Genomic DNA, 22,701 nt, shown 5'->3' with positions numbered 1-22,701 from the left:
CTTTAGCGCCCTGCGTCGCGCAGGGCGCCCTAATCAATGCGCCGAGGACGCGGACGTGGGCGCGTCGGGTTTCACGAAGCGCAGCGTCATGCGGTCCGATTCGCCGATGGCGAGGTATTTGGCGCGATCCTGATCACCCAGGGTGAGCGTGGGCGGCAGCGTCCACACACCTTTCGGATAGTCCTTGGTGTCCTTCGGATTGGCGTTGATCTCGCTCGACTCCTGCAGGCGGAAGCCGGCATCGGTGGCGAGCTTGATCACCACATTGGTGGGCAGGTAACCGCTGCTCTTTACCGATTCCAGGCTGGCGTTGTCCGCCGCGCGGTGATCTTCCACACCGAGCACGCCGCCTGGGCGGAGCACCGTGAAGAACGCCTTGAACATGGCCGGTGCGGTATCCGCCTCGACCCAGTTATGCACGTTGCGGAAGGTGAGCACCATGTCGGCCGACCCGGGCGCACCGAACGACGGCGCCTTGGGATCGAATTCCACCAGTTGCGCCTTGCCGTAGTGCGCGGGGTCGGCTGCGAACTTGGCCTTGAGGCCGTTGAGGTCACGACTCGCCTCACCCTCGGCGGAGGGCTTGGCCGCGGCGGCAATGTAGTGGCCGTTGTTCTTCAACAGCGGCGCAAGAATCTCGGTATACCAGCCGCCGCCAGGCGTGATTTCGATGACGGTGAGATCGGGGCGGATACCGAAGAACTGCAGCGTCGCCTTCGGGTGGCGATAGACATCGCGCGCCTTGTGGTCGACGGCGCGCCAGTCGCCCGCGATCACCTGATCGAGCTGGGAAGCCGTGAAATCGCTGGCGCTGGTGGGTGGCACGAGGGCGGCGGGCTGATCCTGCGACTGCGCATCGGCAGGCGCGGAATGGCCACTGCAAGCCACCAGCAGCGTTGCTGCCAGCCCCAGGAACACACGGCTTTTCATCGAGAAACCCCTAGCAGGAACGTCCGGAGAACGGTATCGGCACGCTCGTTCCAGCTTGCCGTCCGAAATGTATACAAGGTGTGGAAAGGCGAGGGGTTTTCCCCTCGCCGCCGGCACTATCCAAACACGCCAGGCTGGAGGCCATCTTTCACGAAAGCGGCATCGCTGGACGATCTCAGTAGTGGATGACCGACCGGATCACCTTGCCTTCGTGCATCAGGTCGAAGGCTTCGTTGATACGCTCCAGCGGAAGCACCTTGGTGATCATCTCGTCGATCTTGATCTCGCCGGCCATGTAGCGGTCGACGTAACCCGGCAGCTGCGAGCGGCCCTTGACGCCACCGAACGCAGAACCGCGCCACACGCGCCCCGTCACCAGCTGGAACGGACGCGTGCTGATTTCCTGGCCGGCACCGGCCACGCCGATGATGATCGACTCGCCCCAACCCTTGTGGCAGCACTCCAGTGCCGAGCGCATCACGTTGACGTTGCCGATGCACTCGAACGAATAGTCGACGCCACCATCGGTGAGATCCACGATGACCTGCTGGATCGGCGTGTCCGGGTAATCCTTCGGATTGATGAAGTCGGTGGCGCCCAACGCACGCGCCATCTCGAACTTGTCGGGGTTGGTGTCCACCACCACGATGCGTCCGGCCTTGGCCATCACCGCACCCTGCACCACCGAAAGACCGATGCCGCCCATGCCGAACACGGCCACGCTCGCGCCCGGTTCCACCTTCGCAGTGTTGAGCACGGCGCCGATGCCGGTGGTGATCCCGCAACCAAGCAGGCACACCTTTTCCAACGGAGCGGCCTTGTTGATCTTTGCCAGCGAGATTTCCGGCAGCACGGTGTATTCGCTGAAGGTGCTGGTGCCCATGTAGTGCAGCAGCGGCTTGCCGTTGAGCGAGAAACGCGACGTGCCATCGGGCATCACGCCCTTGCCCTGCGTCAAGCGGATTTTCTGGCAGAGGTTGGTCTTGCCGCTGAGGCAGAACTTGCACTCGCCGCATTCGGGCGTGTACAGCGGAATCACGTGGTCGCCAACCTTCAGCGACGTCACGCCCTCGCCCACTTCTTCCACGATGCCACCGCCTTCGTGGCCAAGAATCACCGGGAACTGGCCTTCCGGATCGGCACCGGACAGCGTGAACGCATCGGTATGGCAGACGCCGGTGGCGACGATGCGCACCAGCACTTCACCCGCCTTGGGGCCGGCGACGTCAACTTGCTCGATGGAAAGGGGCTTGCCTGCTTCCCAGGCGACGGCGGCGCGCGACTTCATGGCGTTCTCCAGTGGGGTATATGGGGAAGCGTGAATGATGACGGTTCAAGGCCGGATGTGAAACCGTTTACGCGATCGACTTTGGTGCGAGGCGTCTTGCAGAACGTGTGCAAAGCACCTTTGTAGGAGCGCACTGGTACGCGACCGCCGTGCCATGCGACGGCCACGAAGGGGCGCTGTCGCGCACAAGTGCGCTCCTACAGGGTTTTCTGCCACTTTGCTGGGAAACCACCCTGTGGGCGACATTCAACGAAGCGACGACCTGGGTTGCCCACGTCGCGCACAGGGTGCGCTCCCACAGGTTTTCTCTTGCACGAAGCGCTTACTTAATCTTGCACCAAGCGCTTATGTAGGAGCGCACTGGTGCGCGACCGCCGCACCATGCCCCGCGGTCACGTGGAGATGCTGTCGCGCACAAGTGCGCTCCTACAAGGGGTACTGCCACTTTTGTGGGAGCCCACCCTGTGGGCGACATTCAACGAAGCGATGACCTGGGTTGCCTATGTCGCGCACAGGGTGCGCTCCCACAGGTTTCCTCTTGCACGAAGCGCCCATTTACTCTTGCACCAAGCGCTTATGTAGGAGCGCACTTGTGCGCGACCGTTCTAGCTCGCGGCGACCATGAGGTGATGCTGTCGCGCACAAGTGCGCTCCTACAGGGTGCTCCGCCACTTTTGTGGGAGCCCACCCTGTGGGCGACATTCAACGAAGCGACGACCTGGGTTGTCCATGTCGCGCACAGGGTGCACTCCCGCAGGTTTCCTCTTGCACGAAGCGCCTACTTAATCTTGCACCAAGCGCTTATGTAGGAGCGCACTTGTGCGCGACCGCCGTGCCTCGCGACGGCCACGAAGGGATGCTGTCGCGCACAAGTGCGCTCCTACAGGGTGCTCCGCCACTTTTGTGGGAGCCCACCCTGTGGGCGACATTCAACGAAGCGACGACCAGAATTGCCCATGTCGGGCACAGGGTGCGCTCCCACAGGTTTCCTCTTGCACGAAGCTCCTGCCGGTGTTTCTCGCCCGTGATGGTTACGAAAAGCGCGCTTCATGACGCCGCATTTCCGGTGGCGTACGACATCGTCTCTGCGTACTTGCCTGCTTCGCACAACAGCCATTCGCGGAACGTGCGCAGGCCGGCGTGATCTTTCGCGTGCTCCGGATACACGAGGAAGTAGGCCTCAGGGATCTGCTGGTAGCGATCGCCCAGCACCGTGAGCAAGCCGGCTTCGATAAGCGGACGGGCCATGACCATGCGTCCCAGCGCCACGCCCATGCCTTCCATCGCGCCACGCTGCAAGGCGTCGGTGTTGTCGAAATGCGCCACGTAGCGACGCGGCGACGCCCCTTGGTCATCGGCAAACCAGTCGCGCCAGCGGTCGCCCGGATCGCCCAGCAGTGGCCACTGCGCAAGGTCATTGGGGTCTGCATCGCGCATGCGTTCAAGCAAGGCAGGCGACACGACCGGCGCAATCCATTCGCCGAACAGGCGCTCGGTGACCAGACCCGGCCACGGACCGCGCCCGTAGCGAACGGCGGCATCCACCGGATCGCGTTCGAAATTCACCAACTCCACGCTCGATTGCAGATTGAGCTGCAACTCCGGATGCGCCGCGACGAGGCGCGCCAACCGTGGTACCAGCCAACTGGACATGACACCGGGAATGGCGCTGAGCGTGAGCACGTCATCGCGCCGGCAACGAAAGGCCGCCATGGCGCGATCGATGCCTTCGAAATGGTGTCCCACCGCTTCCATCAAGCGACGCCCTTCCGCCGTGAGCTGCACGCCACGTGGTCCGCGTTCGAACAATTTGCGTTCCAGACGCTGTTCCAGCTGCCGAACCTGATGGCTCAGCGCGCTGACAGTGAGGTTGGCCTGCTCGGCGGCGCGGGACAGGTTGCCCAGCCGGGCCGCCTGGACGAACTGTTGGAGAAGATCCAGCGAGACGCGCGCCATCTTGAATGCTCCTCAAGTCTGGCTTGCAAATATATCGCTTTTTGGCCATTTGCTACGGGTCTATGTTGAACAAACACTCAAGCAATGACACGAAGGGAGGACGTCATGAGCTCGATCTTCACCAACCTGTTGTTCCTTCACGGCCACATCGCCGATCCCGAGCTGGCACGTAGGCTGGCGGATGCGCAGAACGAGCGCCCGAAGCAGAAGGGCAAGAGGGAGCGCGCTCCCATGGCGGCGCAAACGACGCGCAAGGAAGTGGTGTTGCCCGCTGGACTCGCACACAACGGCTGCGGCTGAAACGAAAACGCCGGCCTCAGGGCCGGCGTTCTGCGCTGTCAGAGCTTGCCGGCAGGTAATTGGACTGACACAGGCGACCCAAGGTCTTCGGAAGAAGGACCTTCGGAAACGCTGTACTGGCCACCGCGAATCACCCAGCCATGCTTGGCCACGTCGAAGTCCGCCAGCAGACGGGGCTCCAGAGGAATGGTGAGCGTGCGGTGTTCGCCGGGCTTCAGGAAGACCTTGGCGTAGCCGGCAAGACGCGCTGATTTCGCGCCCGGCACATGCACGTAAACCTGGGCCACGTCGGCACCCGCACGCGCGCCAGTATTGGACACGTTCACGGTCGCCTGCAGCTGGTTGCCGTGTGCGTCCACCTTCAGGCCATCGTGCTTGAACTGCGTGTACGACAAGCCATAGCCAAACGGAAACAGTGGCTTGATGCCCTTGGCCTGGTACCAGCGATAGCCGACATTGGCGCCTTCGATGGCGTAATCGACAGACTCCGGCGGCGTACCGCCCGTGGCACCGGGGATGTCCTTGCGTGGCGGCTGGGAAAGATCACGCGGCCAAGTTACCGGCAGTCGACCCGAGGGGTTTACCTTGCCGGTCAACAGGTTTGCGATCGCCTTGCCACCGTCGCCGCCGGGATACCAGGTTTCCAGCACGGCGCCGACCTGATCGAGCCACGGCATGGCGACCGGGCCGCTGTTCTCCAGCACGACGACGGTGTGCGGATTCGCCTTGGCGACCGCTTCCACCAGCGCGTCCTGATTGTCGGGCAGCGACAGATCCGGCGCGTCGACGGACTCGGCCTGCCACTTCTGCACGAACACCACGGCCACCTGCGACTTCGCGGCGAGCGCGGCGGCAGCGGCAATGTCGTTGCCCTCGGCGAACTGTACGTTGGCCTTCGGCGCCGCATCACGCAATGCCTTCAACGGCGCGTACGGGTGATACATCACCGGCCCCGGCCACGTGGTGGGCGCAATGCCCGGCACGGCGTTGCCACCCATCGCCGTCACCAGCGATGAACCGCCGCCGGCCAGCACACCCTTGTCCGCATGCGCACCAATCACCGCGACGGACTGCAGCCTGGTGACATCCAGCGGCAACGTGTCGTGCTCGTTGCGCAACAACACAGCGCCGGATTCCAGTGTTTCGCGCGAGACCTTGAGGTTCGCCTGCGCGTCGATGGGCGCCTTGCCCGCGGGATACTGGAACACGCCGACGGCGAACATGCTGCGCAGGATGCGCTGGACCATGTCGTCGATGCGCGACTGCTTCACTTCGCCCTTGGCAAGCGCGGCACGCAACGGCGCATCGAAATACACCTCCTTGTCGAACACTTCGCCCGCCGACTCTTGATCCAGGCCGGCATTCACTGCCTTGGCCGCGCTGTGCGCGCCGCCCCAGTCCGACATGACGAAACCCGGGTATTTCCAGTCGCGCTTGAGCACCTGGTTCATCAGGTAATCGTTCTCGCACGCCCAGTCGCCGTTGAGCTTGTTGTACGAGCACATCACCGACGCGGGCTTGCCGCGCTCGATGGCGATCTCGAAGGCAAGCAAGTCCGATTCACGCATCGCCTGCTCGCCGATCTGCACGTTGATCGCGTTGCGGTTGGTCTCCTGATCATTCAACGCGAAATGCTTGATGGTGGAGATGACGTGCTGATCCTGGATGCCCTTGATCGCCTCGGCCACGATGGTGCCGGCGAGCAGCGGGTCTTCACCCGCATATTCGAAATTGCGTCCGTTGCGCGGCTCACGCGTAAGGTTGACTCCACCCGCAAGCAGCACGTTGAAGCCCTTGCTGTGCGCTTCGCTGCCGATCATGGCGCCACCGCGATAAGCGACCTGCGGGTCCCACGTGGCCGCGGTTACCGGGCCGGCCGGCAACGGCGTGGCATGGTCGCCGGGGCGCATGCGATCGGAACTGGCCACGCCAAGCCCGGCATCGCTTTCTTCCAGCGCCGGGATGCCAAGACGATCGATGGGCGGCACGTAACCTGCCGATGCCAACGCGCCCTTGGGAAACGGCACGTTGGCGGGGCGATCAGGGCCACCGTAATAGCTGCGGATCAGCTGGAATTTTTCGTCCTGCGTGAGCTGCGCCAGCAACAGCTTGGCGCGTGCATCCGGCGATAGCGTGGTGTCGTTCCACGGGCGTGTGGTTGCCTGTGCAGCAGCCATACCGGCCCACGTGCACAAACCCATCACAATCGCGCCACTCAGAACCGCACACCGCAGTGCTGCTGCCTTGCTCTTCATTCGTGTCTCTCCCATGTGATCACGTGCTCGCCTCGGCATCACATGGGCGGCGCGTATACTCCCGAGTATGCACGAACCTCCTCCCCATCACATCGAACACGGAGCACATCCATGCAATTGCGTCCCCTCGGTCGGTCCACGGTTTCCGTCGCGCCCCTGGCTTTCGGCGGCAACGTTTTTGGCTGGAGCGTGGATGAGCAGCGCTCGTTCGAACTGCTGGATGCGTTCGTGGACGCCGGCTTCAACCTGATCGATACGGCGGACGTGTATTCGGCGTGGGTACCGGGCAATCGCGGTGGGGAATCGGAAACCATCATCGGTAAATGGCTCAAGCGCAGCGGCAAGCGCGACAAGGTGGTGATTGCCACCAAGGTCGCCAAATGGGCGGAACATCCGGGCCTGTCGCCGATGAACATCAACCAGGCGGTGGAAGGTTCGCTCAAGCGGTTGCAGACCGACTATATCGATCTCTATCAGGCGCACGAAGACGATGCGACGGTACCGCTGCACGAAACGCTGGGTGCATTCGGCAAGCTGATCGAGCAGGGCAAGGTGCGCGTGATCGGCGCTTCCAACTATGTCGCCGACCGTTTTGCCGAAGCGTTGAAGGTGTCGGCGGAATACAAGCTGCCGCGCTACGAAACGCTGCAACCGGAATACAACCTGGTGAGCCGCAAGGGATACGAGCAGGATCTGGAACCGCTGGTGGTCGCCGAGGGCGTGGGCGTCATCAATTACTACGCGCTGGCCAGCGGTTTCCTCAGTGGCAAATATCGCACCGAGGCGGACTTCGCCAAGAGCGCGGCACGCGGTGGCGCCGTGCAGAAGTACCTCAACAAGCACGGCCTTGGCGTGCTCGCTGCGCTGGACAAGGTCGCTGCTGCACACAACGCAACGCAGGCTCAGGTCGCACTCGCCTGGTTGATCGCGCGCCCGAGCGTGACGGCACCGATTGCCAGTGCAACCACGCTGCCGCAGCTCAAGGAATTGCTGGGGGGTGTGAGCTTGCAGTTGAGCAAGGAAGACATCGCTGTACTGGACCAGGCGAGCGCCTGATTCAACACGAGTCAAGGCGGCAATGACCTACCGTCACCCCTGCACGCCCGGGGGTGACGTGATCATTCAAATGACCGGCAAGCTCGGGCGCACTTATGGCGGTGTCGCCACGCCTTCCGCATCGCTGCCATCCGGCGCTTCCACCTGATAGCCCTTTGCCTTCAATTGGGCGATGAGGCCCTTGGGCGACAGCACTTCCTGCATGGGCAACATGGCGAAGGTCTGCGCGTTGGTGTTCAACGCCTGCTCCGCCGCACCCATCCACATCGATTCGGCCTTCTGCTGCACGTCATTGAAGCCAAGCTGCCTGGCAAAACCCGCTTCCGTCACGGCGGAAATGCAGGCTTCGCGCTGGTCGTTCATCGGCAGCTTGCGCAACTCATCGATATCGCCGGTGGCCCACGCATTGGCGCGTTCGGTGATGCGCCCCATGTCGCGCTCCACCGTGTCGAGCGTGCGACCGAAGCATTCGCGATCATCCATCGGTGAGGACTTGAACGTCTTCACCGCGTTGCGCGGCTCGTCGATCATCATCGTATAGCGCGAGGTGACGAAGTTGACGTTGTGCTTCTTGGCGAGATCACGCACGGAGTCCTTCACGCCGCCGGAGGCGGTGAGGCCGTAGCGCTTGATGGCCTTGTCGTACAACTCCACCGCCGCAAAGATCGGGCGCCAGCTTTCGATGCCGCTGTCATTGCCGATGTACTGTTTCTTCAGCGTCAGCCAGCGCGCGTAGTCGGGTGCGGGCACCATCTGCTGCAAGGTCTGGCCATCGGGGTTCTTGCGCGCGCCCACCAGCGACGGCAGCAGGAACAATTTGCCGAAGAAATTGGTTTTCGGTTTCAGCGCAATGGAGGGTGGGCCGAGCACTTCCTGCGATTCGGCGATGGTCTGCTCGACCTCGTCGGTCTTCCATTGGATCTTGTCCGGCAGCGGCGACAAGGTACCAAGCACCCACATCACGTGATCGCCCTTGCTCACCTTCCACAGACCCGGGCCTGGCTGGATGCCGCTGACGGTGACCGCCTCCAGGTTCTGCACCTGACCTGGCGCGCTGCTGGCCGGCGCCGGTGCACTCTGCGCAGCGACCAAGGCGGGCGTTGCCAACGTTCCTGCCAGCAAGGCCACGGACAACGAGCGTGCAAGACGAGTGGGGATCATGGCTTCAGATTCCGTTGAGGGCAGCCTTGAGACACGCGCGCCATGTGCCGGTTCCTTGGGCTGGGCATCGCGTTCAGCGAACTGTCGCTGCGTTTCGGGGCTCATTGTAAAACGGCCGCGCAGGCCACCAGACGACACGCACCGGCGCTTCGTGCAGCCGGCGTTTGGTTTCGCAGCGACGCAAGGCGCACTCAGTCAGTGCACGTGGGTACGAAGGCAAGGCGTGATCACGCGTTTCAAAACCGCGTTGTCGTCGGGCCAGCGAAATGTCGCTGTCATCGGCTTGCCTCCCGCGTTGGCGGGAACTTCGATCGTCACGACTTGCCCGTGCGCGCTTTCGGTCGCTCCTTGTTGCGCGACGGCGCTGATGTCTCCCGACGATGCTCCGAAGATGAAGGGTGTGCCGACATTGAAAGCGCCGCCATCCCCGAACCAGCCTGACACCTTGAGCTTGACCGCATCGCTGCCTGCCGTGGACACCGTGACGGGCCCATGCGCCATGGCATCCGGCCCCTCGTAGGGATCGGTATCAAACCCCAGCGCCTTGGGATCGATCACCAGCTCCATTGACAGGCTGCCACCATCGGCGCGGCAGGCGAACGCGAGTGTGGCGTTGCCGGTGTATGGCGGGTAAGTCGCCGTGCCGGCGATGCGTGCGCGATAGAGCGGTGCCGCTTGCACGGGCTGTTCGAACAACCAGAGGTTGGCAGCCCCGGATGGAATGGCGCTTTGTGCGCTTGCCATGGACAGCCACAGAAACATCGGTGCTCCCAGGATGGCGGGCACGGCCCTGCAGCGATTGCCCTTGTGGGAGCGCACCCTGTGCGCGACGGTTCGAGGTGAAGGCAAGGCTACCGTTTGACCGTCGCGCACAGGGTGCGCTCCCACAACGACGTTGGTAATGCGCGACGTGATCGACATGATGACTTCCTCATCGCCAGCTCGCTGTCGTTGATTATCACTCCCCACGCGCTCACTTGTACGGCTCGGAAAAGGCAAAAAAAGGGGCGCCGAAGCGCCCCTTTTCCAGGACCGATGCTTATCGCAATCAGCGCGACAGCGGCGCCAGCGCGTCGTTGAGCGTCTTGCTCGGGCGCATGGCCTGGGTCACCAGGTCGGTGTTCGGGTGGTAGTAACCCTTGATGTCGACCGGCTTGCCCTGCGCACCGTTGAGCTCGTCGATGATCTTGGCTTCGTTCTCGGTGAGCGCCTTGGCGATGGGCTCGAACTTGGCCTTGAGCTTGGCATCGTCGTTCTGCGCGGCGAGGGCCTGCGCCCAGTACATGGCGAGGTAGAAGTGGCTGCCGCGGTTGTCGAGTTCGCCCACCTTGCGGGCCGGCGACTTGTTGTTGTCGAGGATCTTGCCGTTGGCTTCATCCAGCGTCTTGGCCAGCACGCGGGCGTCGGCGTTGTCGTAGCGGTTGGCGAGATGTTCCAGCGATGCGGCCATGGCGAGGAATTCACCCAGCGAATCCCAGCGCAGGTAATCCTCTTCCACGAACTGCTGCACGTGCTTGGGCGCCGAACCGCCCGCACCGGTTTCGAACAGGCCGCCACCGGCCATCAGCGGCACGATGGAAAGCATCTTGGCGCTGGTGCCCAGCTCCATGATCGGGAACAGGTCGGTGAGGTAATCGCGCAGCACGTTGCCGGTCACCGAGATGGTGTCCTGGCCCTTGCGGATGCGCTCCAGCGAGAACTTGGTGGCCTCTTCCGGCGCGAGCACGCGGATGTCCAGACCTGACAGGTCGTGATCCTTCAGGTAACGCTCGACTTTCTTGATCACCTGCGCATCGTGTGCGCGGTTGGCGTCGAGCCAGAACACGGCGGGCGTATTGGAAAGGCGCGCGCGCGTGACGGCGAGCTTCACCCAATCCTGGATCGGCGCATCCTTGGTCTGGCACATGCGCCAGATGTCGCCCGCTTCCACCGGCTGCTCCAGCAGCACCTTGCCGGCGTCATCAATGACCTTGACCACGCCGTCGCCAGCGATCTGGAAGGTCTTGTCGTGCGAGCCGTATTCCTCGGCGGCCTGCGCCATCAGGCCCACGTTGGGCACGCTGCCCATGGTGGCCGGATCGAATGCGCCGTTCGCCTTGCAGTCTTCGATGACCACCTGGTACACGCCGGCGTAGCTGCGATCGGGGATCACCGCCTTGGTGTCGGCCAGCTTGCCTTCGGTGTTCCACATCTTGCCGGAGTCACGGATCATCGCCGGCATGGAGGCGTCGATGATGACGTCGCTCGGCACATGCAGGTTGGTGATGCCCTTGTCCGAGTTCACCATCGCCAGCGCGGGACGCTTGGTGTATTCGGCCTTGATGTCGGCGAGGATCTCGTCCTGCTTGGCCTGCGGCAGCTGGCCAAGGCGCGCATAGAGATCACCGATGCCGTTGTTCGGCTCGAAGCCCACGCCCTTCAGCGTATCGGCGTGCCTGGTCAGCACGTCCTTGTAGAACTCGTTGACCACGAAGCCGAACATGATGGGGTCGGAGACCTTCATCATGGTGGCCTTCAGGTGCAGCGAGAACAGGATGTCCTGCTTCTTCGCGTCTTCGATCTGCGCGTCAATGAAGGCGGCCAGCGCCTTCTTGCTCATCACGGCGGCGTCGATGATCTCGCCATCCTTCAGCGCGGTCTTTTCCTTCAGCACCTTGCTGGTGCCGTCCTTGCCGAACCATTCGATCTTGACGTTGGTGGCTTTCTCGACCACGGTCGACTTTTCGCTGCCGTAGAAGTCGCCGCCGTCCATGTGGGCCACGTGCGTCTTCGAATCCTTGCTCCACGCGCCCATCTTGTGCGGGTGCTTGCGTGCGTAGTTCTTCACCGAAAGCGGTGCGCGGCGATCGGAGTTGCCTTCGCGCAGCACCGGGTTCACCGCGCTGCCCTTCACCTTGTCGTAGCGCGCCTTGACGTTCCACTCGCTGACGTCTTTCGGGTCTTCCGGGTAATCCGGCAGCGCGTAGCCCTGCGACTGCAGCTCCTTGATCGCGGCCTTCAGCTGCGGCATCGAGGCGCTGATGTTGGGGAGCTTGATGATGTTGGCATCCGGCGTGGTCGCCAGCTGGCCAAGTTCGGTGAGGTCGTCGGCGATCTTCTGGTTGTCCGGGAGAACGTCCGGGAACTGGGCAATGATGCGGCCGGCGAGCGAGATGTCGCGCGTTTCCACGGTGATGCCAGCGGTGGCGGTGAACGCCTTGATGATGGGCAGCAGCGAGTGCGTGGCGAGGTACGGCGCTTCGTCCGTGAGCGTGTAGATGATCTTGGGCGTGTTCGACATTGTTGCTATGACCTCGCTGCGACAGCTTTATCGAATGGGGAGGCGCGCCCGCTGGCTGCGCCAGGCTCGGGCGAATACATCGCCCGGAGCCGAACCACATGGGGGCGGAACGGGCGGACGAAAGCCCCTCATTGTCACGATTTCGCGGAAGGGGGGAAAGCGCAGGGCTGAAACAATGCGCAAGGGTATGGTGCAACAGGGCTTTTTGTAGGAGCGCACTTGTGCGCGACCGCCATGCCTGAGGCCGCGACCTGGCGGGTCGCGCACAAGTGCGCTCCTACAAAGGGGTTACGCCTCAGGCGCCTTCGCTTGCAGTCAGCCGCTTCGGCACCCGCCGCCTTGCCCGCCACGCGGCGAACCGATCCGCCAGGCACGAGAAGATCACGTACAGCGCCGGCGTGCTGAGCAGGGTCAGGCTCTGTGAGATCAAGAGGCCGCCGATCAGCGCGATACCCAGCGGGCGACGCAGATCCGACCCTTCGCCGAGGCCGATCGCGATGGGCACGGCGGCGAGGATCGCCACCATCGTCGTCATCATGATGGGACGGAAACGCACCATGCTTGCCTCGTACGCGGCATCGGCGGGACTCAGCCCGTGCTCGCGGCGCGCGACCAGCGCGAAGTCGATCATCATGATCGCGTTTTTCTTCACGATACCGATCAACAGCACCAACGCAATTTGCGCGATCACCGACAACTCGGTGTCGGTGATCCACAACGCGAGCAACGCGCCCACGCCCGCCGCAGGCAAGGTGGAAAGAATGGTGACCGGGTGGATCAGGCTTTCGTACAGCATGCCCAGCACGATGTAGACCACCACCACCGCGCCCAGCAACAGCCACAGCATGCCGCTCTGCGATTGCTGGAAGCGGCGGAAGTCACCGCCGATGTTGATGCGGATGTCGCCCGGCAAGCGCATCTGCGCACCGGTCTGCTGAATGATCTCCAAGGCTTCGCCCATGCTCACGCCGGGCGCGAGGTTGAAGCTCATGCTCATCACGGTGTACTGGTTTTCGTGCGAAATCTGCGTCGGCGCAAGTCCTGGCTCCTGATGCGCGAACGCGGTGAGCGGCACCATCTTGCCGGCCGTGCTGGCCACATAGACCTGGTTGATCGAGTCGGGCGTTGCCGTCTGGTTGGGCAGCGCATTCACCACGACCTTGTACTGGTTGAGGTCGGAATAGATGGTGCTGATCTGGCGCTGGCCGAAGGCGTTGTACAGCGCGCCATCGATGGTGCCGATGCCCACGCCGAGCCGTGCGGCCTTGTCGCGGTCGATCACGATGTTCTGCTGCAGGCCCGCATCGTCGACGTCGCTGCCGACGTCCTTGAGCTTGGGGTTTTTCTTCAGCTCGGCCACCAGCTTGGGCAGCCACAGAGTCAATTCTTCCGGATCGTCGCCCTGCAACGACACCTGGTACTGCGCGCCCTGACTGGTGCCACCACCACCGCCGAAGCTCGGCAGATCCTGGATGGGGCGCAGGCGCACGTTGAGGTCGGGATAGCGCGCGGCCTTGGCACTCAGGCGGGCGAGCACGGCGAAGGTGTCGTCCTTGCGGCCTTGTGCGTGGGTCTTCAGTTCGATATCGAACGTGCCCGACGAACCCTGGCGACTGGTGCCCAGGCGCGAACCCACGCGAGCCACGTCGTGGTCCTTCAGCAGCATGTCGATCAAGCGCTGCTGGCGCGCCACGGCATCCTGGAAGGACACGGTGGCGCCCGAGGTGGCGCGGCCGCGAATCAAACCGGTGTCCTGCGGCGGGAACAGGCCGGTCTTCACCTGGCCGAACAGGAAGATGGTGATGACGATCAGCACCAGCGGCGTCAGCGAGAACGCCAAGGCATGCTTGATGGAGAACTTCAGGCAATGCGAATACGCGGCGAGCATGCCGGCCTGGAATTTCTCCAGCGCGATGCCGATGCGCGTCGTGGGCTTGTCCTGCTCGTGGCCCGAGAGGAACTGGCCGCACAGCGATGTGGTGAGCGTGAGCGACACCAGTGCCGACACAATGATGGCCGCCACCAGGGTGATGGTGAATTCCTTGAAGAACAGGCCCGTGATGCCAGTCATGAACAGCAACGGGATGAACACGGCCACCAGCGAGGCGGTAATCGACACGATGGTGAAGCCGATTTCCTTCGCACCCGCGAGCGCCGCCTCCATGCGCGTCATGCCCTGGTCGATATGGCGCACGATGTTCTCGATCACCACGATGGCATCGTCCACCACGAAGCCGATCGCGATCACCAGCGCCAGCAGCGTCAGGTTGTTGAGCGTGAAGCCAAGGACATACATCACCATCGCCGCACCCGCGAGCGACAACGGCACGGCAGCGGTGGCGATAAGCGTGGGTGCAAGGCGGCGCAGGAATAGCGCCATGGTCAGCATCACCATCAACAGGCTGATCACCAGCGTGGCCTGCACTTCATGCAGCGATGCGCGAATGGTGGGCGTGCCATCGAAGTACGGCGTGAGCGTGGTACCCGGCTGCAGGTAATCGCGCAGCAACGGTACGGCGTCCTTCACGCGATCCACGGTGCCGATGATGTTGGCCGTGGACTGGCGATACACGTACATCAGGATCGCCGGCTTGCCCTGGAACCATGCGGCCTGATACGCGTCCTGCAGGCCGTCGTACACCTTGGCCACATCGGACAGGCGCACCGGCGTGCCGTTGTTGGAGGCAATCACCAGGTTGGCGAAGTCGGCAGCGTTGTGCAGCGAATCGTTCGCCGTCACCGCCATGGTGGTCTTGCCGTCGCTGAGGAAACCCTGCGGCGAGGTGACGTTGGCGGCGGTGAGCGCGTTGCGCAGCTGATCGGGCGAGAGACCCAGCGCATTGAGCTGGCGCAGGTTCACATCCACGCGAATGGCCGGCGTGGCGGCGCCGAGGATGTCCACTTCCGACACACCTTCGAGCTGACGGATGCGCTGTGCAAGCAGCGAGTCGGCAATGTCGTAGAGCTCACGTGCCGACTGCGTTTCCGAGGTCAGTGCGAAGGCGATGATGGGATCGTCGTTCGGGTTGGCCTTCTGATAGCTCGGCGGAGCGTTGAGGCCACTGGGCAGATCCGACTGCGCGGCATTGATCGCCGCCTGCACGTCGCGCGCGGCGGAATCGAGGTTGCGCCCCGTATCGAACATCAGGAACACCTGCGTGCTGCCCAGCGAGCTGGACGAGCGCATGGTGTCGATGCCCGGCACCTGGCCGAGATGGCGTTCGAGCGGCGCCGCCACGGTGGATGCCATGGTGCTGGCACTCGCGCCCGCCTGGCTGGCCTGCACGAAGATCACCGGGAACTGCATGTTCGGCAGTGCGGCCACGCCCAACAGCACGTAGCAGATCAAGCCCACCGCGAACACGCCCATGGCGAGCAGCGAGGTACCGATCGGGCGGCGGATGAAGGGGCCGGAAATATTCATGCCGTCAGGAAACCAGAAGCAACGCGCCGGGCGCGAAGGTATTCAAACAAGCCGCTCGCCGACGAAGGCGCGCGCACGAAGCTACGTATATACCGCACATTCACGCAAGAACGCATGACGGGCGGTTTGGTTGATGGGGCTGTCGATGCAATTGCGCAGGCTTCAAGGCTCGCTGTCATGCGTGCTTAGCCTCACCGTCATTCCCGCGAAGGCGGGAATCCAGTGCCTTTCGCATTCCCCCAGCGTCCGAGCAAAGTCGCTGGATTCCCGCCTTCGCGGGAATGACGGTGAGGGATAGGGAGGTTGCGTGGTTGGACACGGTGTCGACTTAGACGTCTAAATGCTACTCAACGACACACCCAATCCCAGTGATCTGAGTTGCGCCTCCAGCGCCGCCACGGAATCCCACGGCAGGATCGGCGAATTGCCGCGTTCATCCGGCGGGTTGTCCAGCAGGCCGTCGGACCAGCCGCCGCAACCCGTCAACGGCAGCAGCGGACGGCGATGCAGCCACGCCAGGCACACTTCCGAGATGGTGCCGGCGCGTCCGCCGATGACAAGGCAGGCATCGCCAGCCAACGCCATCAACAGATTGCGCGCATCGCCCATGCCGCACGGCACCACCGTCGTGGCAGGCCAGTCGGCGGCGGGCATTTCATCCGCGGGAATGATGCTGAGCACCTGCCCGCCCGCATCGATGGCGCGCTGTGCGGCATGGCGCGTGGCCGGGCTGCCGCAGCCGCTCACCACCGTGATGCCCGCCCTGGCAAGCAACGCGCCGGCTTCGCCGGCAAGCTCATAAGCCTTTGAACCGGGCTCGGCACTGCCAAGCACGCATACCTGGGGTTTTCTCGTCATGGTCCTGTCGTTGCCTTGTTCGCAGGGATGGCAGCAGATGGTTCAAGCGCAGCGCTGCACCCTGCCCGTCGAAAACGCCGAAAGGGGCGCGCCGTGTCGGCCGCGCCCCTTTCGTGGTGTTCGGCGACCCGGCGAACACCGGATCGTCGTTGTTTCATCACATCGCGCCCCGCGTCTGCGCGCGTTCGAGCGCACGACGCTCGCGGCGTTCGCGCAGCCAGTCGGAGAAGCGCTCCATGTACAGGTAGATCACCGGCGTGGTGTACAGCGTCACCAGCTGGGAGAGCAGCAGGCCGCCCACGATGGACACGCCGAGCGGGCGACGCAGTTCCGCGCCGATGCCGTTGCCCAGCGCCAGCGGCAACGCGCCCAGCATGGCCGCCGCGGTGGTCATCATGATCGGACGGAAACGCAGCAAGCACGCGCGACGGATCGCTTCGTGCGGCTTCATGCCTTCGCGCTGCGCCTCGATCGCGAAGTCGATCATCATGATCGCGTTCTTCTTCACGATACCGATCAGTAGCACGATACCCACGATGCCATCCACCGACAGGCTCATGCCGCACAGGATGAGCGCCAGCAAGGCACCGACGCCCGCGGGCGGCAGCGTGGAGATGATGGTCAGCGGGTGGATGTAGCTCTCGTACAGCACGCCCAGCACGATGTAGATCACCACGATGGAGGCGATCAGCAGCAGCACTTCATTGGTCAGCGAGGTGGAGAACTCCGCTGCCTTGCCGATGAACTGGCCACGCACCTGCGGCGGGAAGTTGAGCTTCTGCTCCACGCCGTGGATCGCTTCCACCGCTTCGGACAGCGAATAGCCCGGTGCAAGGTTGAAGGAGATCGTCACGGCCGGCAGCTGCTGCTGATGGCTGACCACCAGCGGCGCCGTGCTGATTTCCGCCGTCGCGAGCGACGCCAGCGGAATGGTGCCGCCGCCACCGATGATCACGCCGGTGTTGGAAACACCGATGCCCGTGCTGGTGGACGAGTTGCTCGACGCCACCTGGCCGAACGCGGTGGCGTTGCTGCCCGTCAGCGCACCGCTGCCGTTGCTCTTCACCGTGAGCTGGTTGAGCAGCGCGGTGCTGGTGCGGAACTGCGGCGCCACTTCCAGCACCACGCGGTACTGGTTGAGCTGGGTGAAGATGGTGGAGATCTGGCGCTGGCCGAACGAGTCGTACAGCGTATCGTCGATGGTCTGCACCGGCACGCCGAGACGGCTGGCCTTCTCACGGTCGATGGTGAGCTTGAGCGAGGTGCCCTGGTCGGCGAGGTTGTTGTCCACGTCGGCCAGTTCGGGCAGTTCGCGCAGCGCTGCCGTCATCTGCGTGGCGTAACCGGAAAGCTCCGTCGCGTTCACGTCGGACATCGAGTACTGGTACTCGGTGGCGGACACGCGGCTATCCAGCGTCACGTCCTGCACGGGCTTCAGGTACAGCGCCACGCCCGGAATGCCGGCGGCCTCTTTCTGCAGGCGCGCCACCACTTCGTCCAGGCCATCGCGGTCGCCGCGATCCTTCAGCACGATGCTGAGCTGACCCTGGTTGAGCGTGGGATTGATGGAACCGGCACCGATGAACGCGGCCACGCCGGTCACCGCCTTGTCGCGACGAAGCGCGTCAGCCACGGCCTTGGTGCGCTGCTCCATCTGCGGGAAGGCGACGTTCTGGTCGGCCGCCACCACGCCGGTGATCAGGCCGGTGTCCTGCTCGGGCAGCAGGCCCTTCGGAATCACGATGTAGAGGAACACGGTGAGCACGACGGTGGCCGCCGCGATCAGGATGGTCAGGCGCTGATGGCCCAACACCCAGTCGAGCGAGCTCTCGTACACATTAACCAGGCGCGACCACCAGGTCTTCTTGCCGGCGGCGGCGTGGCGCTCGTGCGCGTCGTCGCCTTCGGGCAGCGCATCGGGTCGCAGCAGGTAGGCGCACATCATCGGCGTCAGCGTCAGCGACACCAGCATGGAGATGGCCACCGCAATGGTGAGCACCCACGCGAATTCGTGGAACAGGCGACCGGTGACGCCCGGCATCAGCAGCAGCGGCAGGAACACGGCAATCAGCGAGACGGTCAGCGACAGCACCGTGAAGCCGATTTCCTTCGCGCCGATTTCAGCAGCTTCCTTGCCCTCCTTGCCCTGCTCGATGTAGCGCACGATGTTTTCGATCATCACGATCGCATCGTCCACCACGAAGCCGGTGGCCACGGTCAGCGCCATCAGCGAGAGGTTGTCCAGCGACATGCCGGTGAAGGCCATCACGCCGAACGTACCCATCAGCGACAGCGGCACCGCAACGGACGGAATCACCGTGGCCCACAGGCGGCGCAGGAACACGAAGATCACCGCCACCACCAGGCAGATGGTGAGGATCAGCGTGAACTGCACGTCTTCCACCGACGCGCGGATGGTGATGGTGCGGTCGGCGAACACATCCAGGTGCACGTCTGCCGGCAGCACGGCCTGCAGCTGCGGCAGGATCGCGCGGATCTGCTGCACGGTCTGCACGATGTTGGCGCCCGGCTGGCGACGGATGTCGAGCAGCACGGCGGGTTTGCCGTTCGCCCACGCGGCGAGCTGGTCGTTCTCCACGCCGTCGACCACTTCGGCCACGTCGGACAGGCGCACCGGCGCGTTGTTCTTGTACGCGATGATGGTGCTCTTGTACTCGGCGGCGTCGGCGAGCTGGTCGTTGGTGCCGATGCTGTAGGACTGCGTGGCGCCGTTGAGCGTGCCCTTGGGCGCGTTCACGTTGGCTTCGGTGAGCGCGCTGCGCACGTCTTCCATCGTGAGGCCGAGATTGGCCAGCTGCGACGGGTTCACCTGCACGCGCACGGCCGGACGCACGTTGCCGGCGATGGACACCAGGCCCACGCCCTGCACCTGCGAGAGCTTCTGCGCGAGGATCGAGTCGGCGTAGTTGTTCACGTCACGCAGCGGCAGGCTGTCGGACGTGAGCTTGAGCGTGATGATGGGCGCATCGGCCGGATTCACGCGGTTGTACACCGGCGGATACGGCAGCGTGCTGGGCAGCGTGCCGCGCGCCTGGTTGATGGCGGCCTGCACGTCCTGCGCGGCGATGTCGATGTCGCGATCCATGGCGAACTGCAGCACGATGGTCGAGAGACCGGCCGACGAGTCGGAGGTCATCATCGCCAGGCCGGAGATCTGGCCCAGGTTGCGCTCCAGCGGCGTGGTCACCAGCGACGCCATGGTCGAGGCGCTGGCGCCCGGATACTGCGTGGTCACCACCAGGCTGGGCGCGTCGATCTCGGGCAGCGCCGATACCGGCAGCTGGCGGTAGCCGAGGATGCCGAGCAGCAGCACCGCCACCATCAGCAGCGAGGTGGCGATCGGTCGACGAATGAAGAGTGTGGAGAAGCCCATAGGTTTGCCGTTGGTTAGGTGAGCGCGCCTGTTCCTGTAACGCGCGTTGCCATGGATGCAGGGGTAAGAGGCGAGCAGCGAGGGCGCAAGCCCGCGCTACTCAGCACCATGGATGGTCGGCGAACGGCTTGGTCATCACGCCCTCGCTACTCATCCCTCGTCTCTCATCCCTCACAAATCAGCCGCCGCGGCGACCGCCGCCGCCCTGCTGCTTGGCGTTCTTCTTGGCCTTGTCCATCTCGGCCGTGGTCGGTGCCGTCGGCACTTCGCCCGGCTTGAGCGCCTTGACCTTGCTGCCCGGCTTCAGGCGGAACTGGCCTTCCGTCACCACCAGGTCGTTGAGCGCGAGGCCCGAGGAAATCATGACGTGGCTGTCGCCCACTTCATTGGCCACCTTGCCCGGATTCATCTTGACCGTCTGGTCCTGCTGCACCAGGTACACGTAGTCGCCATCCGGACCACGCTGCACTGCCTGCGCCGGGATCACCAGGCCGCCCTTTACCGTGCTCACCTTCAGGCGCGTGTTCACGAACTGGCCCGGCCACAGGTCGCCCTTGGCGTTCTGGAACACCGAGCGCAGCTTGAACGTGCCGGTGGTGGTGTCGATCTGGTTGTCGACCACGTTGAGCTGGCCGTCGTCGGCAATGGTGTGCGAGTCGGAGCGGTCCAGCGCCAGCACTTCCAGCGGTTCACCGCTGGCGGCTTCCTTGCGCACCGTCTCCAGGTTCTGCTCCGGGAGGGTGAACATCACGTAGATCGGGTGGATCTGCGTCAGCGTGACCACGTTGGTGGTGGTGGTAACGACGTTGCCCGGATCAACCTGGCGAATGCCGGCCACGCCATCGATGGGCGAAAGAATGCGGGTGTAGTCCAGGTTCACCTTGGCAGCGCGCACGGCAGCCTTGTCGGCGGCCACGGTGGCAACGAGGTTCGCCACGTTGTTGCGGTAGGTGTCCATGTCCAGCTGGGCGACATAACCCTTCGCCACCAGCGCATCGTTGCGCTTGAGCGTGCTCTGCGCGGTGGCGAGCTGGGCTTCGTCCTGCTGCTGCTTGGCGGCGGACTGGTCATAGGCGGCCTGGAACGGACGCGGGTCGATCTGCGCGAGCAGGTCGCCCTTCTTCACTTCCTGGCCTTCCTTGAAGTTGATGCTCAGCATCTGGCCGCTGATCTGCGGATTCACCGTGACCGTGTTGAGCGCCTGCACGGTGCCCAGCGCGGTGAGGTACACCGGCACATCCTGCTTCACCACGGGCTCCACCGTCACCGGCACCGGTGCGGCGTCCTTGTCCTTGTCCGAGGCGCCGCCGGCTGGGGCGTCACCCGATGCTCCCTGTCCCCTGTGCTGACCGCGGTGCTGACCCTGTGCGCCTTCCTCGGCAGCGGGCTTGTGCAGCAAACGGAAGCCCACGGCTCCCACCACGATCACGGCCACAACGATCAGCGCGATCTTCCAAAAACGCGACATGAAAAAACTCCCAGAAAGAAAGACAGGTCACCCGACCCCTCGGTGCGCTCCGCGCGCCCAGGGATGCTCTGAACAATTTTGCGCAGCCGCCATGATGTCTGGAAGGCCCGCTGCCGGCGCTGCACGGCGCAGGGAAGACGGGCTGTCTTGCCAAGCCGAGCGGCGCCGGCAGCGGGCCTTCCAGACATCACCAAAAACACCAGAACTTGCTGCTATGGCCGGCTCTGTTTGCCCGCAACTCTTCGGGAAGCCGGCTCGACAGACGTCCAGTCTGCCTTCGCTGACTCCCCTGCAACCTGCGAGCAGACAGAGCCGGTGGCGGCTGCGCAAAATTCCTCAGAGCATCCCAAGACCTATGTGTCGAGTGAAAGGATAGGGTCAGATCAACGGGAATAGACAATGCCAGTTGACATGGGTACCCCATGACCGATGGCAGGGTTTTGCCAGCCTATCGCGTCAAAATGAAGAAATTTGCATGAAATAGTGTGGTCATACCGCGACATGGCGCCGCTATCGGAGCAACTGAAACTTGGCGCGGCCTTCGTCTATACTCGGCCAATTGTTGCCTGAACCAAAGCTAATCCGGCCCGCGACATCCCTTTGGGCCGTCCATTGATTTGTCCATTGAATTGGAGTCATTGCGTGAGCGGTTCCTTGACGAAGTCCGACCAGAGTTTCATGCGTAGCTTCTCGCTGCTGATCGTGGGCCTGTCTGTACTGACCCTCCTGCTGATCGGCGGCGCCTGGTTGATCTACGACCACGAGCCGAAGGAAGTGAATCCGCAAACCACCGCCCAGACCGAAGCGCGTATCGCGCCGGCCGGCGGTGTCTACGCCGGCGACACCGGCCGCGCCGCCATGCAGGCCGCGCAGGAAGCCGCCGCCAAGGCCGCCGCCTCGCAGGTCGCCTATGGTGGCACGACCGACGGCAAGACCATCTACGACAACCTCTGCCACAGCTGCCACACCGCAGGCATCGCCGGCGCACCGAAGCTGGGTGACAAGGCCAACTGGGGTCCACGCATCGCCGAAGGCATCGACACGCTGATCAAGCACGCGACGGATGGCTACAAGGGTCCGGACGGCAACATGATGCCGGCGAAGGGTGGCAACCCGGCGCTGACGGATGATCAGGTGAAGGCCGCGGTGCACTGGATCGTGGATCAGGCGAAGTAAGCCTTCTTCGTACTTCGTATTTGAAAACGCCGCCTTAGGGCGGCGTTTTTCGTTGGGCGATTCGCGATGCCCCGCACTTCTCCCTCTCCCCGGCGGGGAGAGGGCCGGGGTGAGGGGGGGGTGCTCGAGAAAGAGCCACCAAGCCGCGCGGTTGG

Annotated in this window: 14 protein-coding genes; 3 read left to right on the top strand and 11 right to left on the bottom strand. The window is 63.7% G+C overall.

Annotation, left to right across the window (positions count from 1 at the left end; translation table 11 throughout):
- Nucleotides 1-33 precede the first annotated feature (33 nt).
- The 3 genes from DK366_RS00070 to DK366_RS00060 all read right to left on the bottom strand — a co-directional run bounded on the left by DK366_RS00070 (nucleotide 34) and on the right by DK366_RS00060 (nucleotide 4,174).
- A complete protein-coding gene (locus tag DK366_RS00070; protein ID WP_109123479.1) occupies nucleotides 34-930 on the bottom strand; it encodes a class I SAM-dependent methyltransferase in 897 nt (298 codons plus the stop codon).
- Nucleotides 931-1,105: 175 nt separating this feature from the next.
- Nucleotides 1,106-2,218 (bottom strand): S-(hydroxymethyl)glutathione dehydrogenase/class III alcohol dehydrogenase, encoded by a 1,113-nt coding sequence (locus DK366_RS00065; RefSeq protein ID WP_109123478.1) that lies wholly within the window; start codon nucleotides 2,216-2,218, stop codon nucleotides 1,106-1,108.
- A 1,047-nt stretch (nucleotides 2,219-3,265) separates the two neighbouring features.
- Entirely contained in the window at nucleotides 3,266-4,174 is a 909-nt protein-coding gene (locus DK366_RS00060) for a LysR substrate-binding domain-containing protein (protein WP_109123477.1), read from the bottom strand.
- 105 nt (nucleotides 4,175-4,279) lie between these two features.
- Between DK366_RS00060 and DK366_RS00055 the strand changes: the two genes are divergently transcribed.
- Nucleotides 4,280-4,474: a hypothetical protein gene (locus DK366_RS00055; RefSeq protein ID WP_109123476.1), complete on the top strand. Its 195-nt coding sequence runs from the start codon at nucleotides 4,280-4,282 to the stop codon at nucleotides 4,472-4,474.
- A gap of 38 nt (nucleotides 4,475-4,512) precedes the next feature.
- On the opposite strand, the gene DK366_RS00050 is transcribed toward DK366_RS00055, so the two are convergent.
- Nucleotides 4,513-6,729 (bottom strand): glycoside hydrolase family 3 C-terminal domain-containing protein, encoded by a 2,217-nt coding sequence (locus tag DK366_RS00050; protein WP_109123475.1) that lies wholly within the window; start codon nucleotides 6,727-6,729, stop codon nucleotides 4,513-4,515.
- Nucleotides 6,730-6,840: 111 nt separating this feature from the next.
- Here DK366_RS00050 and DK366_RS00045 point away from each other — a divergent pair, with 111 nt between their 5' ends.
- A complete protein-coding gene (locus DK366_RS00045; RefSeq protein ID WP_109123474.1) occupies nucleotides 6,841-7,785 on the top strand; it encodes an aldo/keto reductase in 945 nt (314 codons plus the stop codon).
- Between the two features lie 93 nt (nucleotides 7,786-7,878).
- On the opposite strand, the gene DK366_RS00040 is transcribed toward DK366_RS00045, so the two are convergent.
- The 7 genes from DK366_RS00040 to DK366_RS00010 all read right to left on the bottom strand — a co-directional run bounded on the left by DK366_RS00040 (nucleotide 7,879) and on the right by DK366_RS00010 (nucleotide 21,370).
- Nucleotides 7,879-8,946 carry a TraB/GumN family protein gene (locus DK366_RS00040; RefSeq protein ID WP_109123473.1) on the bottom strand — a complete coding sequence of 356 codons (1,068 nt, stop codon included), beginning with the start codon at nucleotides 8,944-8,946 and terminating at the stop codon, nucleotides 7,879-7,881.
- A 195-nt stretch (nucleotides 8,947-9,141) separates the two neighbouring features.
- Entirely contained in the window at nucleotides 9,142-9,708 is a 567-nt protein-coding gene (locus DK366_RS00035) for a hypothetical protein (RefSeq protein ID WP_109123472.1), read from the bottom strand.
- A gap of 286 nt (nucleotides 9,709-9,994) precedes the next feature.
- Complete coding sequence (locus DK366_RS00030) at nucleotides 9,995-12,226, bottom strand: NADP-dependent isocitrate dehydrogenase (RefSeq protein ID WP_109123471.1); 2,232 nt, start codon at nucleotides 12,224-12,226, stop codon at nucleotides 9,995-9,997.
- 295 nt (nucleotides 12,227-12,521) lie between these two features.
- Nucleotides 12,522-15,650: an efflux RND transporter permease subunit gene (locus tag DK366_RS00025; protein WP_109123470.1), complete on the bottom strand. Its 3,129-nt coding sequence runs from the start codon at nucleotides 15,648-15,650 to the stop codon at nucleotides 12,522-12,524.
- A 336-nt stretch (nucleotides 15,651-15,986) separates the two neighbouring features.
- Nucleotides 15,987-16,508 (bottom strand): Rossmann fold nucleotide-binding protein, encoded by a 522-nt coding sequence (locus tag DK366_RS00020; protein WP_109123469.1) that lies wholly within the window; start codon nucleotides 16,506-16,508, stop codon nucleotides 15,987-15,989.
- A gap of 157 nt (nucleotides 16,509-16,665) precedes the next feature.
- Complete coding sequence (locus DK366_RS00015; RefSeq protein ID WP_109123468.1) at nucleotides 16,666-19,902, bottom strand: efflux RND transporter permease subunit; 3,237 nt, start codon at nucleotides 19,900-19,902, stop codon at nucleotides 16,666-16,668.
- A gap of 178 nt (nucleotides 19,903-20,080) precedes the next feature.
- Nucleotides 20,081-21,370, bottom strand: coding sequence for an efflux RND transporter periplasmic adaptor subunit (locus tag DK366_RS00010; RefSeq protein WP_109123467.1), 1,290 nt, complete (start codon nucleotides 21,368-21,370; stop codon nucleotides 20,081-20,083).
- Between the two features lie 678 nt (nucleotides 21,371-22,048).
- Between DK366_RS00010 and DK366_RS00005 the strand changes: the two genes are divergently transcribed.
- Nucleotides 22,049-22,546, top strand: coding sequence for a c-type cytochrome (locus DK366_RS00005; RefSeq protein WP_198651385.1), 498 nt, complete (start codon nucleotides 22,049-22,051; stop codon nucleotides 22,544-22,546).
- The last annotated feature ends 155 nt before the right edge of the window (nucleotides 22,547-22,701 follow it).

This window comes from Dyella sp. C11, assembly GCF_003121485.1.
GTDB lineage: Bacteria > Pseudomonadota > Gammaproteobacteria > Xanthomonadales > Rhodanobacteraceae > Dyella.
This window is presented reverse-complemented; position numbering and strand designations above follow the sequence as displayed.

Coding starts and splice junctions, on each gene's coding strand:
- DK366_RS00070 (WP_109123479.1), bottom strand. CDS start 930: ATGAAAAGCCGTGTGTTCCTGGGGCTGGCAGCAACGCTGCTGGTGGCT.
- DK366_RS00065 (WP_109123478.1), bottom strand. CDS start 2,218: ATGAAGTCGCGCGCCGCCGTCGCCTGGGAAGCAGGCAAGCCCCTTTCC.
- DK366_RS00060 (WP_109123477.1), bottom strand. CDS start 4,174: ATGGCGCGCGTCTCGCTGGATCTTCTCCAACAGTTCGTCCAGGCGGCC.
- DK366_RS00055 (WP_109123476.1), top strand. CDS start 4,280: ATGAGCTCGATCTTCACCAACCTGTTGTTCCTTCACGGCCACATCGCC.
- DK366_RS00050 (WP_109123475.1), bottom strand. CDS start 6,729: ATGAAGAGCAAGGCAGCAGCACTGCGGTGTGCGGTTCTGAGTGGCGCG.
- DK366_RS00045 (WP_109123474.1), top strand. CDS start 6,841: ATGCAATTGCGTCCCCTCGGTCGGTCCACGGTTTCCGTCGCGCCCCTG.
- DK366_RS00040 (WP_109123473.1), bottom strand. CDS start 8,946: ATGATCCCCACTCGTCTTGCACGCTCGTTGTCCGTGGCCTTGCTGGCA.
- DK366_RS00035 (WP_109123472.1), bottom strand. CDS start 9,708: ATGTTTCTGTGGCTGTCCATGGCAAGCGCACAAAGCGCCATTCCATCC.
- DK366_RS00030 (WP_109123471.1), bottom strand. CDS start 12,226: ATGTCGAACACGCCCAAGATCATCTACACGCTCACGGACGAAGCGCCG.
- DK366_RS00025 (WP_109123470.1), bottom strand. CDS start 15,650: ATGAATATTTCCGGCCCCTTCATCCGCCGCCCGATCGGTACCTCGCTG.
- DK366_RS00020 (WP_109123469.1), bottom strand. CDS start 16,508: ATGACGAGAAAACCCCAGGTATGCGTGCTTGGCAGTGCCGAGCCCGGT.
- DK366_RS00015 (WP_109123468.1), bottom strand. CDS start 19,902: ATGGGCTTCTCCACACTCTTCATTCGTCGACCGATCGCCACCTCGCTG.
- DK366_RS00010 (WP_109123467.1), bottom strand. CDS start 21,370: ATGTCGCGTTTTTGGAAGATCGCGCTGATCGTTGTGGCCGTGATCGTG.
- DK366_RS00005 (WP_198651385.1), top strand. CDS start 22,049: ATGCGTAGCTTCTCGCTGCTGATCGTGGGCCTGTCTGTACTGACCCTC.